This window comes from Brachybacterium sp. B718/18 (assembly GCF_055454375.1).
In genome coordinates this window covers 85,233-100,760 of record NZ_JBVDDO010000009.1, presented here as the reverse complement: position 1 = coordinate 100,760, position 15,528 = coordinate 85,233, and the positions used below count along the sequence as shown (strand labels likewise).

Genomic DNA, 15,528 nt, shown 5'->3' with positions numbered 1-15,528 from the left:
CGGTCGGTGTGATCCGAGGATCGTCACTCCTCCTCGGAGGACTCCTCGGCGCCGCCCTCGGCCTGCTCGCCCTCGGCGGCCTCCTCGTCCTCGGAGGGCTCCTCCTCGACGCGCGGGATCTGGACCGCGACGACGAGCAGCTCGGCGTCGGTGACCAGCTCGGCGTCGCCCGGCAGGGTGACGTCGCCGGCGAACAGCTGGTGGCCGTCCTCGGCGCCCTCGACGGAGATCTCGATCTGCTCGGGGACGTTCAGGGCGTCCACGGAGAGGGTCAGCGTCTGGGCGTCGACCACGGCGATGGCCGGGGAGACGGGCTCGCCGGTGAGGACGACGGGGATGTCGACCTCGACCTTCTCGCCCTTGCGCACGATGATCAGGTCCAGGTGGGCCAGCGAGCGCTTGAGCGGGTGGCGCTGGATCTCCTTGATCAGGGCGAGGTGGGTGGTGCCGTCGGCGAGCGCGAGCTCGAGCAGGGCGTTGGGGTTGCGGGCGACGAGGGCGGTCTCGTGGCCCGGCAGCGACAGGTGGACGGGGTCCTGGCCGTGACCGTAGAGGACGGCGGGCACGCGACCCTCGACGCGGAGACGGCGGGCGGCGCCCTTGCCGAAGTCCTCGCGCAGCTCGACGTTCAGCTTCTCAGCCATGGGATGCTCCTTGGTGGGGTGGGGCTCGACGATGAGCGACGCCACGGGAACTCGTGCCGGAGATCTCCGGCAGCACCCGCACCGCGTCGATCACGGAGCGGGCCGAGCCCGTTCCCTCGCCGAAGTGACGCGGGAAGGCTAGCACGTGGAGGGATCCACCTCGTCGGCCGGGTGATCGGACTCGCACCGGCGGACCCTCGAGTGCACCGGCCCCGGATGCACCTCGCACCCTCCGGCGCCGTCGGGACCAACGTCCCTGCAGGTCAGAGCCATAAAACGGTGACCTAGGTCCCCGCGCGGGAGCGCTCAGCGAGCCTAGCCTTCTGGTGTCAGTCGAACACGACCGGCACGGAACTCGCGACAGCGAAGGAACATCTCTCATGGCCACCGCCGCTCCCTCCTCCCCGACCATCGCCCCCGCCGCTCCCGCGGCCGTCGGCTCCGCCCGCGGGTGGGGCTTCCAGGTCCTGGGCGTCGTGCGCATCCTCCTGGGCTTCTACTTCCTGTGGGCCTTCCTCGACAAGCTGTTCGGCCTCGGCTTCTCCACCCCCGCGGAGCGCGCCTGGATCAACGGCGGCTCCCCGACCGCCGGCTTCCTCGGCGGCTCGATCGAGGGCGGCAACCCGTTCGCCGGCTTCTGGCAGTTCTGGCTCGACCTCAACCCGTTCACCAACATCCTGTTCATGGCGGGCCTGCTCGGCATCGGTGTCGCCCTCCTCCTGGGCATCGGCATGCGGATCGCCGCCGTCTCTGGCGCGGCCCTCTACGGCCTCATGTACCTGGCCGCGTTCCCGATGACCACCAACCCGCTCATCGACGACCACGTCATCCTCGGCGTGCTGCTCATCGCCCTGGCCGGCCTCGGCGCCGGGCAGTACCTGGGCCTCGGCAAGCGCTGGACGGCGCTCGTCGGCGAGAAGGCGCCCTACCTGATCTGACCCCTATCTGATCCCCACCCCGCACGACGAAGGGGCCGCTCCCCCAGGAGCGGCCCCTTCCTCATGTCCATCTCGTCCCGGGGACCTCGGCTCCCCGGGGCGGTGCTCAGACCTCGCCGTCGAAGAGCGACGTCACCGAGCCGTCGTCGAAGACCGCGCGGATCGCCCGGGCGAGCAGCGGCGCGATCGAGAGCAGGGTGAGCCGGTCGAACTGCTTCTCCGGCGGCACCGGGAGCGTGTTGGTCGCGACGACCTCGCGGACCTGGCTGTTGCGCAGCCTCTCGGTGGCGGGGTCGGAGAGGATCGGGTGCGTGGTCGCGATGACCACCGAGTTCGCGCCGTTGGCGGCCAGAGCGTCGGCGGCCTGCACGATGGTGCCCGCCGTGTCGATCATGTCGTCGACGAGGATGCAGGTCTTGCCCTCGACGTCGCCGATCACGCGCTTGGCCACCGCTTGGTTCGGGCGCGTGGTGTCGCGGGTCTTGTGGATGAAGGCGAGGTTCGCGCCGCCGAGTCGCTTGGACCACTGCTCGGCCACGCGGATGCGACCGGCGTCGGGCGAGACCACGGCGATGTCCTCGTGTCCGTACTTCGCGGAGATGTAGTCCGCGAGGATCGGCAGCGCCATGAGGTGGTCCAGCGGGCGGTTGAAGTAGCCCTGCACCTGCGGGGCGTGCAGGTCCACGGAGATCATGCGGTCGACACCGGCGGTCTCGTAGAGGTCCGCCATGAGGCGGGCCGAGATCGGCTCGCGGCCGCGGTGCTTCTTGTCCTGGCGCGCGTACGGGAAGCTCGGCGCGATCGCGGTGATGCGCTTGGCCGACGCGCGCTTGAGCGCGTCGATCATGATCAGGTGCTCCATCACCCAGGTGTTGATGGGCGCGGGGTGCGACTGCAGCACGAAGACATCGGTGCCGCGCACGGACTCGCCGTAGCGCACGTAGATCTCGCCGTTGGCGAAGTCCCAGGCATCCATGGGGAGGACCTCGACGCCGAGCTCTGCGGCGACCTCCTGGGCGAGGACCGGATGAGCCCTTCCCGAGGCGAGGACCAGGCGCTTCTCCCCCGTCGTGACGATTCCGCTCATCGCTGCTGGTGCTCCTCGTTGTCCTCGACGGCAGGTGCTGCGGTGGCCGCGGGATCGGCCTCGAGGGCGGCACGCGCCGCTGCCTCGGCCGCGGTCCCCGCTCGGCGCCGCAGGGTCCATCCTTCCACGTTCCGCTGCGCGACGGCGTTCACTCCGAGAGCGCCCGGGGGCACGTCCTTGCGGACCGTGGTCCCGGCGCCGGTCGCGGCGCCGTCACCGATCGTGACGGGGGCGACGAGCACGTTGTCGGACCCGATCCGCACGTGCTTGCCGACGGTCGTGCGGTGCTTGGTGACGCCGTCGTAGTTGGCGAAGATCGTGGCGGCGCCGATGTTGGTGCCCTCGCCGATCTCGGCGTCGCCCACGTAGCTGAGGTGCGGCACCTTCGCGCCGTCCCCGATGCGGGCGTTCTTCGTCTCGACGAAGCCGCCGATCTTGCCCTTCGCCCCGAGCTCGGTGCCGGCACGCAGGTAGGAGAAGGGTCCGACGGTGGCGCCCGCGCCGATCTGGGCGAGCAGCGCATGGGAGCGGACCACCTCGGCACCGGCGCCGACCTCGGTGTCGCGCAGGGTCGTGTCGGGACCGATGATCGCGTCCTCGCCGATGTCGGTCGCACCGTGCAGCTGCACGCCGGGGAGGATGCTGGCGTCCTGGCCGATGGTGACGTCCGCATCGATCCAGGTGGTGGCCGGGTCGATGATCGTCACGCCGGCGCGCATGTGGCGCTCGAGGGTGCGACGGTTCATCTCCGCGCCGAGCTGGGCCAGCTGGACGCGGTCGTTGGCGCCCTCGACCATCATCACGTCGTCAGTGACGACGGCCCGCACGGAGCGGCCGTCGGATCGGGCGATCTCGAGGACGTCGGTGAGGTACATCTCGCCCTGGGCGTTGTCGGTGCTGACCCGCGAGAGGGCGTCGCGCAGCACGGCGAGGTCGAAGGCGTAGATGCCGGAGTTGATCTCGTCGATCGCCCGCTGGGCCTCGGTGGCGTCCTTGTGCTCGACGATGCCGAGGACCTCGGAGCCGTCGTCGCTACGCAGGATCCGGCCGTAGCCGGTCGGATCGCCGACGCGGGCGGTGAGGACGGTCACCGCGGCGGACACCGCCTCATGGGCGGTGACCAGCTCGCGCAGCGTGGCGGCCTCGAGCAGCGGCACGTCGCCGTAGGTCACGAGCACCGTGCCGGAGTCCGCGGCGACCTTCTCGAGCCCGCACTGGACGGCGCGGCCGGTGCCGGGCACGTCGTCCTGGTCGGCGATCGCCACCTCGGGGGCGTGCTCGGACAGGTGGGCGGCGACCTTATCCCGCTCGTGCCGGACGACGACGACCAGCTCGGCGGGCCCGGTGCCCTCGGCGGCGATCACGGCGTGGGCCAGCAGCGACCTGCCGCCGATCTCATGGAGGACCTTGGGGGTCCGGGACTTCATGCGGGTCCCGGCACCGGCGGCCAGGACGATCACGGCGGCGGGGGCAGAGGCTTCCACGGGGGCAGCTCCTCGAGGTCGACGGGTCTGGGCTGCGGCACCGCCGGTCGGCGATGGGCGTTCCGCCATCAGGACTCGAACCTGAAACATCAGAACCAAAATCTGAGGTGTTGCCGATTACACCATGGCGGAGGGCGACGCCACCGCCGCGAAGATCGGTCCTGCTCCGGGCGAGCAGGGCCGGGTCCGGCGGCGCCGTCGGCGCGGCTCGATCCTAGCGCCCGAGGGCCGCCCACCTGCTTCGCCGCCCGCGGCGCCGTGCCCGGCTCGACCGCAGCGCTCGACCCGAGCCACCCGCCGTGCCACGCCCGAGCTCTGCGCCGCTCTGTGCGAGACTCGCCGCATGGCGGAGAAGGGAGCCCCTCGGGGGCGGTCGACCCGGATGACGGGCCAGGAGCGGCGCGAGCAGCTGGTGTCCGTGGGCCGTCGGCTCTTCGCGGAGAAGGGCTTCGACGTGACCAGCGTCGAAGAGATCGCGGCCCGGGCCAAGGTCTCCAAGCCCATCGTGTACGAGCACTTCGGCGGCAAGGAGGGGCTGTACGCGGTCGTCGTCGACCGCGAGGTCTCGAGCCTGCTGCGGGCTCTCGAGGACTCGCTGCAGGACCAGCGCGCCCATCCGCGACAGCTCATGGAGCGGGCGGCTCTCGCCTTCCTGTCCTACATCGACGAGAACGAGGACGGCTTCCGGATCCTGGTGCGGGACTCCCCGGTCTCGCAGGCCGGAGGGACCTTCTCGGCCCTGCTCACCGACGTCGCCCGGCGGGTCGAGGTGATCCTCTCGACCCAGCTCTCGAGCCACGGTTATCCCGCGAAGGACTCGACCCTCTACGCGCAGATGCTCGTGGGCATGGTGGCGTACACCGGGCAGTGGTGGCTCGAGACGCGTCGTCCCGCCAAGGAGGTCGTCGCCGCACGGATGGTCAACCTGTCCTGGTTCGGCCTCGGAGCGCTGCAGAAGGCCCCGACGCTGCGCCAGGAGTCCGGGCCCCGTCAGTCGGGCTGAGCAGGTTCCGTAGACTCGCCCCCATGCCTGCTCCCACCGACCCCCGCGACGAGGTCGACCGCATCATCGAGGGCTGGCAGCGGGCGCGCACCGAGCTGGACGTCAGCCCCCTGGCTGTGTTCTCGCGCATCTCGCGCCTCTCCCGCTATCTCGAGACGGCGCGCCGTTCGGCCTTCGCCGCGGCGGGCCTCGAGGGCTGGGAGTTCGACATGCTCTCGGCGCTGCGCCGCAGCGGGGACGACGCGCTCTCCCCCGGCGCGCTGATGCATCAGACCCTCGTCACGAGCGGGACGATGACCACTCGCATCGACAAGCTCGTCTCCCGCGGACTGGTCTCCAAGAACCGAAGCCCCCGGGATGGCCGCGCTGTCGAGGTGCGGCTGCAGCCCGAGGGCGTCGCCCGCGTCGACACGGCGATGGAGAGCCTGCTCGCCGCCGAGCGCCAGCTCCTGGCCCCGCTGGACCCCCACGCGGAGCAGGACCTGGCTCAGACCCTGCGCGCCCTGCTGCTGACCTTCGAGGTCGAGGACCCTCCCGGCGACTGACCTCCACCAAGTGGCGTCCTGCGCCCCGCCCCGCGACGGACCCGCGTCCGCGATCCGCCCTTCGACATCCTCAGAGGAACCCTCACCGCATGGCCCACCTGCTCGGCACCCAGAACCTCCACGTCGCGCTCCCCGACCGGGTGCTCCTCGACGACGTCACGATCGGGATCGACGAGGGCGACCGCATCGGCGTCGTCGGTCGCAACGGCGACGGCAAGTCGACCCTGCTCCGGCTGCTCTCCCGCGCGCAGGAGCCTCACGGGGGACGGGTCACGGTGCGCGGCGGGGTGCGCGTGGGCGTGCTCAGCCAGCAGGACGAGGCGACGGTCGGGGCGACGGTGCGGGAGCGCGTCGTCGGTGATCGGCCCGAGTACGAGTGGGCGTCGGACGCGCGGATCCGCGACGTCCTCGCGGGGCTGCTCGGCGGGATCGATCTCGACGCCCGGCTCGACGCCCTCTCCGGCGGGCAGCTGCGCCGTGTCCATCTCGCCGAGCTGCTCGTCGGTGACTGGGAGGTGCTGCTCCTGGACGAGCCCACCAACCATCTCGACGTCGAGGGCATCGCCTGGCTCGCCGAGCACCTGCGCCGACGGTGGAGTCCGAAGGACGGCGGTCTCGTGGTCATCACTCACGACCGCTGGTTCCTCGACGCCGTGTGCACCCGCATGTGGGAGGTGCACGACGGGGTGGTCGACCCGTTCGAGGGCGGATACGCCGCGTACGTGCTGCAGCGCGTGGAGCGCGACCGGCAGGCCGCCGCGATCGAGGCCAAGCGCCAGAACCTCATGCGCAAGGAGCTGGCCTGGCTGCGCCGCGGAGCCCCGGCGCGCACCTCGAAGCCCAAGTTCCGGATCGATGCCGCGAACGAGCTGATCGCCGGCGAGCCGCCGGTGCGTGATTCCGTCGAGCTGACCCAGTTGGCCACCTCGCGCCTGGGCCGCGACGTGATCGACATCGTGGACGTCGACGCCGGCTACGGGGACCGGACCGTGCTGAGCGATATCACCCTGCACATCGGGCCGGCGGACCGGATCGGCATCCTCGGCCCCAACGGTGCCGGGAAGTCGACGCTCCTGGGGCTCGTGACGGGCTCGGTGTCGCCGCAGGCCGGCCGGGTCAAGCGCGGGAAGACGGTGACCGTCAAGGAGGTCACCCAGCGTCTCGACGGGTTGCAGGAGCACATGCACGAGCGGATCAGCGACCTCGTGGGTCGCTACCGCACGACCTTCCGCGCCGGGAAGGACGAGGTCAGCCCCGGCCAGCTGCTCGAGCGGCTCGGCTTCACCTCGGCTCACCAGAAGGTGCAGGTCAAGGAGCTGTCGGGCGGGCAGCAGAGGCGGCTCGATCTGCTGCTGACCCTGCTCGAGGAGCCCAATGTGCTGGTGCTCGACGAGCCGACGAACGACATGGACACCGACATGCTCGCCGCGATGGAGGACCTGCTCGACACCTGGCCGGGGCCGCTGCTGGTCGTCTCCCACGACCGGTACCTGCTCGAGCGGGTCACGGATCTGCAGTTCGCGGTGCTCGACGGGGCGGTGCGGCATCTGCCGGGCGGGGTCGAGCAGTATCTCGCGCTGCGCGCGGCGGCGGAGGAGGCCGGAGCGGGGGCCGGGCCAGGGGCCAAAGCTGGGGTCACCGGCTCGTCGGCGACGAACCCGGCCGACGGGAGTTCTGCGGGAGGCGCCCCGGCTCTCTCGGGTGCCGAGGCGCATGCCGCGCGGAAGGAGCTCTCCGCGGTGGAGCGACGGATGCAGAAGATCTCCGCGCAGACCGAGACGCTGCACACGAAGCTCGCCGACCACGACCAGTCCGACTACCAGGGGCTGCAGGGGCTGACCGATCAGCTGCGCGCGTTGGAGCAGGAGAACGAGGAGCTCGAGGAGCGCTGGCTCGAGCTGTCCGAGCAGATCGGCTGACCGCGGGCGGGGCCGGACGGGCGGTCCGTCAGGTCTCGCGGAGGCTCAGGCGGCCTCGGACCAGAGGCAGGACAGATCGACACGGCGAGACGCCGATCCTCGGGAGCCCTGCGGGTGGGACCTCGTGCCGTCCCGGAGCGGGATCACGAGGGCCTCGAGGGCGTGATGCAGCGTGGGCAGGGGCTGTGACCCGGGGTCTGTCTGGGGCTGCGGGGCGGGTTCATCCCGCCGTCGCTCGCGGTCTGCCGGCTCTCGCCGGACCCGGTTCCGGTAGGTCCCGAGGGGGTCGAGATCCACGGCTCCGCGCTCTGCGACCTGCCCGTATCGGCTGATCCAGCGGACGCCGCGGCGCGCGCTCGTCTCGTCCTCGATGACGCGGGCGCGCACCCCGGCGCTCTCCTTGGCGTTGTCCGCGGCGCACAGCCCGTTGCCGTTGGCGAGGGAGGTCTCCCCACCCTCGGACCAGGGGACGATGTGGTCCATCTGCCGGATGTCGGCATCGCAGTGCGGGGCGCGGCAACTCTGGTGGGCATAGGTGAGGAAGCGGCGCAGCGCGGGCGGGAAGGCACGGGAGCGGGACTCGACCGCGACCAGCTGACCGTCCTCCGGATCGGTGTATAGGCGGCGCAGCGTGTGCGCGAGCTCGGGATCCGCGGATTCGGCGTCCCGGGCGGTGCGGCGCATCTCCTCGCGCACGTGCTCGAGGGGCACGGCCCCGAAGCCCTCGAGGATCGCGGCGTCGGCATGCTCCGGCGCGAGGAGGGAGCGGTCGGTGATGATGATCCCGAGCTCGAGAGTCGCGGGGTCGACGCCGTCGCCGCGGCCGACGAGGGCGTCCGCGAAGAGGTCGGCCATGATCTGCTGGTGCCCGCGTCGGTCGCCGCCGGCACGCGCGGCCTCCGCCGCGACGGAGAGACCCTTGCGGATCCTGGCGCCGTCCGCCGCGGGGATCAGCGCGGAGACCTTCGCCATCCCGTGCGGGACGCGACGGATCCGCACGTGCCGCTCTCGGCGGGCCCGATGATGCCGGGCCGCGGCTCCCGCGGTATCGAGGCTGTGGAGCACCTTCTCGGCGAGGTCCGACCACTCCCGGGGGCCACAGTCCTGGTGCTCCTCCAGCCGGGAGGTGAGGATCTCGTCGACCTGCCGACGGATCTCCGGCTCGACCGGGCCGAGCACGACGCCGACCTGATGCACCGCCTCGGGGGACAGAGTGCCCTCCGCGAGGCTCCGCAGCAGACCGGGCAGCGAGAGCACGAGCCGGCGGCAGGTGGCGAGGCTGCGACCGGCCACCGCGCGGGAGGAGCGCAGGGCGAAGGACGCCTCGGTGCGGGCGATGTCGACGGCGCGGCGCGGGCTCTCGCCGCGCTCGACGCAGTCCTCGCGCACGGCCTCCTCGAGACGGATGAGGGCGCGGGCGCGGATCGCCTCGAGCGCGCCGTCGATCCGAGTGAGCTCGGCGAGCAGGGCGATGGACTCCGGCGCGGTGAGGGCGTCGAACGTCTCGGCACCCTCGGCGCCGATCCGGGCGAGAACGTCGCGAGCAGCAGAGAGGTCGACCTCGGCGAGGCGGATGTGCTGGTCCTCCAGCACCGCCCCACCGGCGACCCTGCTCGCGCCGTCCCCCGAAGATGTCATGCCTCCAGTCTCGTACACCCTTTCGAATAGAGCAAGGGGAATCACCTACCTACTGGGCAGTAGTTTCCCTTTGTGGATAACTACCCACTGGGGAGGAATGATTCTTACTGGCCCCCCTTCTTCACCCGTGGGCCCCACGCCGCACGCTGGACGAGTGTCCCGCTCGAGCGCTACGCGCGGCGTGAGAAGAGGGATTTCTCGGGCACAGGAACGACGAAGCAGGCGGCGCGTCCCTGATATGCAGGAGAATTCTTCCATCGGAAGCGCAGGTGAAAGCGCGTGGCACACGGCGGGAGGCCCGCCGGGAGACGGACGGGGGCCCGCCGGGAGGCGAGCGGGAGCCCCTCAGCTCTCCTCGAGCACCCGTGCTCCCGGGGCGTTGCCCTCCGCGATCAGGCAGCTCTCGACGAGCCCCGCCGACTGCAGGGCGGCCGCTACGCCCCGCGCCTGGGCCTCGTCGGCGACCAGCACGGCGATCGTCGGCCCCGAGCCGCTGACCAGCGCACCCAGGGCGCCCTCGCGCAGCGCGGCGGCGAGGACCGGCTCGAGCCCGGGATGGAGGGCGAGAGCGGCGTCCTGGAGATCGTTGTGGAGCGTGCGTCCGAGCAGCTCGAGGTCCCCGCTCGCGAGGGCCTCGAGCTGGCGCGGGTCGATCCGCGGCTCGGGGGTGAGCGTCCGTTCGCGGGCGGCGGCGATCTCGTCGTGCCGGCGGTAGACCTCGGGGGTCGACAGGTGTCCTCCCGGCACGGCGAGCAGCCACGTGGGGTGCATCGCCGTGAGCACCGAGGAGAGGTCTCCCCCGTTGCCGCGGCCGAGCGCGGTGCGTCCGCGGAGAGCGAAGGGAACGTCGGCCCCCAGCCGCGCCGCGTGGGCGCGCAGCTGCGCCTCGCTCAGCCCCAGGCCCCAGAGTCGATCGAGCGCCACGAGGGTCGCGGCGGCGTCGGCCGATCCGCCGCCCATACCGCCTGCGACCGGGACCTCCTTGCGGATGTGCAGCTCCGCGCCGGCGCTCACGTCGTGCTCGGCGCGGAGCTGCTCGGCGGCGCGCAGGGCGAGGTTGCGGCCGTCGAGCGGGATCTCCCCGGGCACGGCCGAGTCGACCGTGAGAGAGAGCTCGTCGGCCGGGACGGCGGTGACGGTCTCGGCCAGGTCGACGGCGTGGAAGAGCGTCTCGAGCACGTGATAGCCCCGCGCGTCCACGGCGCCGACCGCGAGCGAGAGGTTGATCTTGCCCGGTGCCCGCACGACGACCCGCCGCGCGAGGCCCACACCGGTGCCCGAGCCCGCACCGGCCCCTGGTCCCGCACCCGTCCCCTGGTCCGCACCCGACGCCGGGACCCCGCTCATGCGGGCACCTCGTCGGCGGCGCGGGCGATGGCCTGGAACTGCGCGATCTCGAGGGTCTCGCCGCGAGCCGACGGGTCCACGCCGGCCGCGCGCAGCACTGCCTCGGCACGGGGCGCGGAACCGGCCCAACCGGCCAGGGCCGCCCGCAGGGTCTTGCGCCGCTGCGCGAAGGCCGCATCCACTACGGCGAACACCCGGGCGCGCTCCGCATCGTCCCCGAGCGGGGTCTCGTGGCGGACCAGTTCGACGAGGGCCGAGTCGACATTGGGCACGGGCCAGAAGATCTGCCGGGAGATCCGACCGGCATGCTCGGTGCGGCCGTACCAGGCGGCCTTCACGCTCGGGGCGCCGTAGGTGCGCGAGCCGGGGCCGGCGGCGAGGCGGTCCACCACCTCGGACTGCACCATCACCAGCGCCGTGCGGATCGAGGGGAAGCGCTCGAGCACGGTGAGCAGGATCGGGGTCGCGACGTTGTAGGGCAGGTTCGCGACGAGCGCCGTGGGCTCGCCCGCACGGGGCGGCGACGGCAGCTCGGTCACCTGCAGCGCATCGGCATGCACGAGTCGGAAGCGGTCCTCCGCGACACCGCGGGCCCGCAGGGTGAGCGGCAGCAGCTCGGCGAGTCCGCGGTCCAGCTCGACGGCGACCACGTCGGCTCCCGCCTCGAGCAGGCCGAGGGTGAGGGAGCCGAGGCCCGGACCGACCTCGAGCACGGACCGGCCCGGCTCGAGGTGCGCCCGGCCGACGATGGTGCGCACCGTGTTCGGGTCCATCACGAAGTTCTGGCCCCGCTGCTTCGAGGGCCGGATGCCGGCGGCCTCGGCCAGCTCTCGGATGTCCCGGTGGGTGAGCAGCAGGCCCGCACTCTCGCGCTCGGCACCCGCGGCGCTCGCGGCGCCGGCCCCTGCGTCCCGGCTCATGCCGCCGCCGTCCACAGCGCGCCGTAGACCGATTCCGTCGTGGCCCGCACCCGTCGGCACGCTTCGGCCAGCTCGGTCCCCGTGACCTCGGCGATCGTAGCCATCGTCAGCGGGATGAGGTACGAGGAGTTCGGGCGGCCGCGGTAGGGCACCGGGGTGAGGAAGGGGGCGTCGGTCTCGACCATCACCCGGTCGAGCCCGACCTCGGCGAGCGCCTCCCGCAGCGGGACGGAGTTCTTGAAGGTCACGGTGCCGGCGAAGGACAGGTACCAGCCGCGGTCGGCGCAGGCGCGCGCGAACTCGGCGTCACCGGAGAAGCAGTGGAAAACCGTGCGCTCGGGAGCGCCGTCGGCCTCGAGGATCTCGAGCACGTCGCAGTGCGCATCGCGGTCGTGGATCTGCAGCGGGAGATCGAGCTCCTTGGCGAGCGCGATGTGGGCGCGGAAGGCGTCGATCTGGGCGGCGCGGGCGCGTTCGTCCTTCCGCGAGGTGCGGAACCAGTCCAGGCCCGTCTCCCCCACCACGGCCATCCGCGGTCCGCGGAGGAGCTCGGCGACCTCGGCGAGCGCGGTGTCGAGGTCGACGAGCGGGCGGCCGTCAAGGTCGGTGCCGCGGGCGTGGAGCGCCGCCTCGTTGGGGTGGATCGCGACGCCGCCGAAGAGGCTCGGGGGGCAGGCGGGATCGGCGAGCAGTGCGGCCGTCCAGCGCACCGCCTCGAGGTCGGAGCCGATCGTGATCTGGCCGTCGATACCGGCTCGAGCCGCCCGGCGGACGTGCTCGCCGACCGTGAGGTGCTGCTCGCCGTCGGCGAAGTCGAGATGGCAGTGGTTGTCGATCACCGGGAACGGCAGCGGTGCGGGCTCTGGCGGCCAGGAGCGGTCCCGGCTGGAGCTGCGCGGGTCGATGTCCTCACGGCGGCGCACCGGCTCGGGGGCGGCGGACGCGACGGTCGGCGTTGGGCTGGTCGACGCGGTCTCGGTCTCGTTCGGGGACGGCATGCGACCATCGTAGGAGCCGGGCCGTCGTCGTCCGCCGGGTTCCCCGCGACCGCGCGCCGCGGTGGGATAGCTCACGGGCAGCGGAGGGAGCGCAGACACGCGTCCTGTGGCAAGATGGGTCGTCGTTGCGCGTCCCTTTCGTGCACCCGAGCGCCCCGATTCCGCTGGAGTGGGTTCGGGTCGCTGCTCGGGCGGGGTGCCGACGCCCGACCATCCTCCGGACCGTCAAGGAGCGTTCCCATGGCAGTGCCCAAGTTCAAGATGTCCCGCGCTCGTACGCGGTCCCGCCGTGCGCAGTGGAAGGCCGACAACGCCGGCCTCGTGCAGGTCACCGTGCGTGGCCGCACCGCCAATGTGCCCCGTCGCCTCGCCAAGGCCTACCAGCGCGGTCTCCTCCAGATCGAGGACTGATTCCGCGCGGGCCCGGCCCCGCAGCTGTCACGACGCCCCCGTCACCCTCCCTGGTGACGGGGGCGTCGTCGTCCTCCTGACGTCCAGCGTGACGTTCAGCCCCTCCGCTGCAGGGCGAGGTCGTAGAGCGCGCTCGCGGTGACCCCGCTGCGACCCCGGGCGACCTCCTTCGCGGCGTCCTTGAGGCGCTCCCCCGCCGCGACTCGTGCCAGCACCGTCTCCACGAGGTCCTCGGCGCTCGCCGTCGTCGGCTCGGCCCCCGCCACCACGATCACGATCTCCCCGAGCACCTCCGTGCCCTCGGCCCAGTCGGTCAGCTCCCCGAGCGTTCCGCGCAGCACGTCCTCGTGCGTCTTCGTCAGTTCCCGGGCCACCGCGGCCGGACGGTCTGCGCCGAAGGCGGCGGCCATCGACGCGAGGGTCGCGGCGGTGCGGCGCGGCGACTCGAAGAAGATCAGGGTCCGCTCCTCCCCCGCGAGCGGCTCGAAGGCGGCGGCGCGCCGGCCGTCCCGACGCGGCGGGAACCCCTCGAAGGCGAAGCGGTCCGGGGCGATCCCGGAGGCGGCGAGCGCGGTGAGCACGGCCGACGGGCCCGGCAGCACGGTGACGGGGTGTCCGGAGGCGGTCGCGGCGCGCACTGCCCGAAAGCCCGGGTCCGAGACCACCGGCATCCCGGCATCGGTCACGATCAGCACCCGCTGCCCGGCCGCGAGGGCCTCGAGCAGCAGGGGCGTGCGCTCCGCCTCGTTGTGCTCGTGGTACGAGAGGATCCTCCCGGCGGCCTCGACCTCGAGATCGGTGAGCAGGCGATGGAGGCGCCGGGTGTCCTCGGCGGCGATGAGGTCCGCCGAGCCGAGCGCCCGCACCAGGCGCACCGAGGCGTCGAGCGGATTCCCGATGGGGGTCGCGGCGAGGGTGAGGACTCCGGGCTCCAGCATCCCGCCATGCTATCGAGGCAGGGCCATGACCTAGCATGTGCGCGTGCACACGCAGGAGGAGCAGGTCCCGACGCATCGCGCCGAGATCGGCGACGAGCCGGAAGCCCTCCTCGCGTCCTGGCGGCGTCGACTGCACGTCGATCACCGTCCCGCCGGGCGTCTCGCCTGGGCGGCGGCGATGGCGATCTTCGGGCTCGCGCTCGTGCTCCGCCTCTGGGGCCTCGGCGGTATCGGTGAGCTGATCTTCGACGAGACGTACTACGTCAAGGACGGCTACGCCCTCACCCAGGAGGGCGTCGAGATGGACTGGCCGGAGGAGCCCGACGCCGCTTTCGAGGCCGGGGACGTCGACACGTACCTCGAGGGCGATGCCGCCTACGTGGTCCATCCCCCGCTCGGGAAGTGGCTGATCGGCGCCGGGATGATGCTGCTCGGAGCGGACAACCCGTGGGGCTGGCGGATCTCGACCGCCCTCGCCGGCTCCCTCGCCGTGCTGATGGTGACCCTCCTCGGTCGGCGGCTGTTCCGCTCCACCGCCGTCGGTCTCCTCGCGGGTCTGCTCATGGCGGTCGACGGGATGGCGATCGTGCATGCCCGCACGGGCCTGCTCGACAACTTCGTGATGGTGTTCGCGCTCGCGGCCTTCGGCGCGCTGCTGATCGATCGCGACCGGTTCCGCGCGCGCCTCGCCATGACCATGGCCCGGATCCAGACCTCCGCCGAGACGGAGCCGCCGCTCGGCGTCCCGGGCGGTCTGCGGCCCTGGCGACTGCTCGCCGGAGTGCTGCTGGGGATGGCCTGCTCGGTGAAGTGGTCCGGGCTGTGGTTCGTGGCCGTCTTCGGGATCATGACCGTGCTGTGGGACTGGTGGGCGCGGCGCACGATCGCCCGTCGGCGGTGGTTCCTCTCCGGGCTGCTGCGCGATGCGATCCCCGCCTTCTTCGCCACGGTGGGGACGGCGCTGGTCGTCTACGTGGCGAGCTGGTCCGGCTGGTTCGCCTCCTCCATCGGCTACCACCGCCATGTCGCCGCCGAGCAGGGCGTCGCGACCGGCAACCCGATCGTCGACGCGCTGCACTCGCTGTGGATCTACCACCGGCAGGCCTACGAGTTCCACGTCGGCCTCGACTCGGAACATCCCTACGAAGCCAGCCCGCTGGGCTGGCTGATCATGCTCCGCCCCACCAACTTCTACTACCGCTCCTACGACTACGGCGAGCAGGGCTGCGAGGTCGCCCGCTGCGCCGCGCAGATCCTCGACGTCGGCAACCCGCTGATCTGGTGGCTGGGCGCCCTGGCCGTCGTGGTGACGCTGGTCCTCGCGATCTGGTTCCGCGACGGACGCGCCTGGGCCGCGCTCTCCGGCATCGCCGCCGGCTACCTGCCGTGGCTGATGTACCTCGACCGGACCATCTTCACCTTCTACGCGATCGCCTTCACCCCCTGGGTGATGCTGTGCCTCGCCTACGTGCTGGGCCTGGTGCTGGGCGGGGAGGACTCCGACCGTGAGCGCCGGCTCGCGGGTGGTCTCTTCGTCGGCTCCCTGCTGGTGCTGATCGTGTTGGTCTCGGCGTTCTTCTGGCCCCTGTGGACCGGCCAGGTGATCGACGCCGAGCAGTGGCACTACCGCATCTGGCTGCCCAGCTGGAGCTGACG

The 15,528-nt window shown here is 72.2% G+C and carries 14 protein-coding genes and 1 tRNA gene; 6 read left to right on the top strand and 9 right to left on the bottom strand.

The features are described from left to right. Nucleotides 1–23: 23 nt before the first annotated feature. Nucleotides 24–644 (bottom strand): 50S ribosomal protein L25/general stress protein Ctc, encoded by a 621-nt coding sequence (locus ACZCAH_RS13175; protein WP_464341507.1) that lies wholly within the window; start codon nucleotides 642–644, stop codon nucleotides 24–26. Nucleotides 645–1,024: 380 nt separating this feature from the next. Here ACZCAH_RS13175 and ACZCAH_RS13170 point away from each other — a divergent pair, with 380 nt between their 5' ends. Next, nucleotides 1,025–1,582, top strand: a complete 558-nt coding sequence (locus tag ACZCAH_RS13170; RefSeq protein ID WP_464341506.1) for a hypothetical protein — start codon at nucleotides 1,025–1,027, stop codon at nucleotides 1,580–1,582. Between the two features lie 106 nt (nucleotides 1,583–1,688). Here the strand turns inward: ACZCAH_RS13170 and ACZCAH_RS13165 are convergent, their stop codons facing one another. The 3 genes from ACZCAH_RS13165 to ACZCAH_RS13155 form a co-directional block, all read right to left on the bottom strand. Next, on the bottom strand, nucleotides 1,689–2,669 hold the full coding sequence (locus ACZCAH_RS13165; RefSeq protein WP_329745051.1) for a ribose-phosphate diphosphokinase: 981 nt from the start codon (nucleotides 2,667–2,669) through the stop codon (nucleotides 1,689–1,691). Continuing rightward, nucleotides 2,666–4,153, bottom strand: coding sequence for a bifunctional UDP-N-acetylglucosamine diphosphorylase/glucosamine-1-phosphate N-acetyltransferase GlmU (gene glmU, locus ACZCAH_RS13160; RefSeq protein ID WP_464341505.1), 1,488 nt, complete (start codon nucleotides 4,151–4,153; stop codon nucleotides 2,666–2,668). Before glmU ends, ACZCAH_RS13165 begins: the two co-directional genes overlap by 4 nt. Nucleotides 4,154–4,213: 60 nt before the next feature. After that, nucleotides 4,214–4,285, bottom strand: a tRNA-Gln gene (locus tag ACZCAH_RS13155). Between the two features lie 211 nt (nucleotides 4,286–4,496). On the opposite strand from ACZCAH_RS13155, the gene ACZCAH_RS13150 reads away from it, so the two are divergent. From ACZCAH_RS13150 to ACZCAH_RS13140, 3 genes are all read left to right on the top strand, one after another. Continuing rightward, nucleotides 4,497–5,156, top strand: a complete 660-nt coding sequence (locus tag ACZCAH_RS13150; protein WP_329745049.1) for a TetR/AcrR family transcriptional regulator — start codon at nucleotides 4,497–4,499, stop codon at nucleotides 5,154–5,156. 23 nt (nucleotides 5,157–5,179) lie between these two features. Then, the gene (locus tag ACZCAH_RS13145; RefSeq protein ID WP_329745048.1) at nucleotides 5,180–5,701 is read left to right on the top strand and encodes a MarR family winged helix-turn-helix transcriptional regulator; all 522 of its coding nucleotides are present in this window, start codon (nucleotides 5,180–5,182) and stop codon (nucleotides 5,699–5,701) included. 89 nt (nucleotides 5,702–5,790) lie between these two features. Continuing rightward, nucleotides 5,791–7,620, top strand: coding sequence for an ABC-F family ATP-binding cassette domain-containing protein (locus ACZCAH_RS13140; RefSeq protein ID WP_464341504.1), 1,830 nt, complete (start codon nucleotides 5,791–5,793; stop codon nucleotides 7,618–7,620). Nucleotides 7,621–7,665: 45 nt separating this feature from the next. On the opposite strand, the gene ACZCAH_RS13135 is transcribed toward ACZCAH_RS13140, so the two are convergent. The 4 genes from ACZCAH_RS13135 to ACZCAH_RS13120 all read right to left on the bottom strand — a co-directional run bounded on the left by ACZCAH_RS13135 (nucleotide 7,666) and on the right by ACZCAH_RS13120 (nucleotide 12,523). Next, entirely contained in the window at nucleotides 7,666–9,258 is a 1,593-nt protein-coding gene (locus ACZCAH_RS13135) for an HNH endonuclease signature motif containing protein (RefSeq protein ID WP_464341503.1), read from the bottom strand. A gap of 345 nt (nucleotides 9,259–9,603) precedes the next feature. After that, nucleotides 9,604–10,605, bottom strand: coding sequence for a 4-(cytidine 5'-diphospho)-2-C-methyl-D-erythritol kinase (locus ACZCAH_RS13130; protein WP_464341502.1), 1,002 nt, complete (start codon nucleotides 10,603–10,605; stop codon nucleotides 9,604–9,606). Further along, a complete protein-coding gene (gene rsmA / locus ACZCAH_RS13125; RefSeq protein ID WP_464341501.1) occupies nucleotides 10,602–11,525 on the bottom strand; it encodes a 16S rRNA (adenine(1518)-N(6)/adenine(1519)-N(6))-dimethyltransferase RsmA in 924 nt (307 codons plus the stop codon). Before rsmA ends, ACZCAH_RS13130 begins: the two co-directional genes overlap by 4 nt. After that, nucleotides 11,522–12,523, bottom strand: coding sequence for a TatD family hydrolase (locus ACZCAH_RS13120; RefSeq protein ID WP_464341500.1), 1,002 nt, complete (start codon nucleotides 12,521–12,523; stop codon nucleotides 11,522–11,524). The genes rsmA and ACZCAH_RS13120 overlap by 4 nt, the downstream gene beginning before the upstream one ends. Nucleotides 12,524–12,763: 240 nt before the next feature. On the opposite strand from ACZCAH_RS13120, the gene rpmF reads away from it, so the two are divergent. Further along, the gene (gene rpmF / locus ACZCAH_RS13115; protein WP_329745042.1) at nucleotides 12,764–12,934 is read left to right on the top strand and encodes a 50S ribosomal protein L32; all 171 of its coding nucleotides are present in this window, start codon (nucleotides 12,764–12,766) and stop codon (nucleotides 12,932–12,934) included. A gap of 95 nt (nucleotides 12,935–13,029) precedes the next feature. On the opposite strand, the gene rsmI is transcribed toward rpmF, so the two are convergent. Then, entirely contained in the window at nucleotides 13,030–13,872 is an 843-nt protein-coding gene (gene rsmI, locus ACZCAH_RS13110) for a 16S rRNA (cytidine(1402)-2'-O)-methyltransferase (protein ID WP_464341499.1), read from the bottom strand. Between the two features lie 43 nt (nucleotides 13,873–13,915). On the opposite strand from rsmI, the gene ACZCAH_RS13105 reads away from it, so the two are divergent. Continuing rightward, nucleotides 13,916–15,526, top strand: a complete 1,611-nt coding sequence (locus ACZCAH_RS13105) for a dolichyl-phosphate-mannose--protein mannosyltransferase (protein WP_464341498.1) — start codon at nucleotides 13,916–13,918, stop codon at nucleotides 15,524–15,526. The last annotated feature ends 2 nt before the right edge of the window (nucleotides 15,527–15,528 follow it).

What these genes read in the sequence shown, in the direction of transcription:
- ACZCAH_RS13175 (WP_464341507.1), bottom strand. Translation starts at nt 644, where the DNA reads ATGGCTGAGAAGCTGAACGTCGAGCTGCGCGAGGACTTCGGCAAGGGC.
- ACZCAH_RS13170 (WP_464341506.1), top strand. Translation starts at nt 1,025, where the DNA reads ATGGCCACCGCCGCTCCCTCCTCCCCGACCATCGCCCCCGCCGCTCCC.
- ACZCAH_RS13165 (WP_329745051.1), bottom strand. Translation starts at nt 2,669, where the DNA reads ATGAGCGGAATCGTCACGACGGGGGAGAAGCGCCTGGTCCTCGCCTCG.
- ACZCAH_RS13150 (WP_329745049.1), top strand. Translation starts at nt 4,497, where the DNA reads ATGGCGGAGAAGGGAGCCCCTCGGGGGCGGTCGACCCGGATGACGGGC.
- ACZCAH_RS13145 (WP_329745048.1), top strand. Translation starts at nt 5,180, where the DNA reads ATGCCTGCTCCCACCGACCCCCGCGACGAGGTCGACCGCATCATCGAG.
- ACZCAH_RS13140 (WP_464341504.1), top strand. Translation starts at nt 5,791, where the DNA reads ATGGCCCACCTGCTCGGCACCCAGAACCTCCACGTCGCGCTCCCCGAC.
- ACZCAH_RS13135 (WP_464341503.1), bottom strand. Translation starts at nt 9,258, where the DNA reads ATGACATCTTCGGGGGACGGCGCGAGCAGGGTCGCCGGTGGGGCGGTG.
- ACZCAH_RS13130 (WP_464341502.1), bottom strand. Translation starts at nt 10,605, where the DNA reads ATGAGCGGGGTCCCGGCGTCGGGTGCGGACCAGGGGACGGGTGCGGGA.
- rsmA (WP_464341501.1), bottom strand. Translation starts at nt 11,525, where the DNA reads ATGAGCCGGGACGCAGGGGCCGGCGCCGCGAGCGCCGCGGGTGCCGAG.
- ACZCAH_RS13120 (WP_464341500.1), bottom strand. Translation starts at nt 12,523, where the DNA reads ATGCCGTCCCCGAACGAGACCGAGACCGCGTCGACCAGCCCAACGCCG.
- rpmF (WP_329745042.1), top strand. Translation starts at nt 12,764, where the DNA reads ATGGCAGTGCCCAAGTTCAAGATGTCCCGCGCTCGTACGCGGTCCCGC.
- rsmI (WP_464341499.1), bottom strand. Translation starts at nt 13,872, where the DNA reads ATGCTGGAGCCCGGAGTCCTCACCCTCGCCGCGACCCCCATCGGGAAT.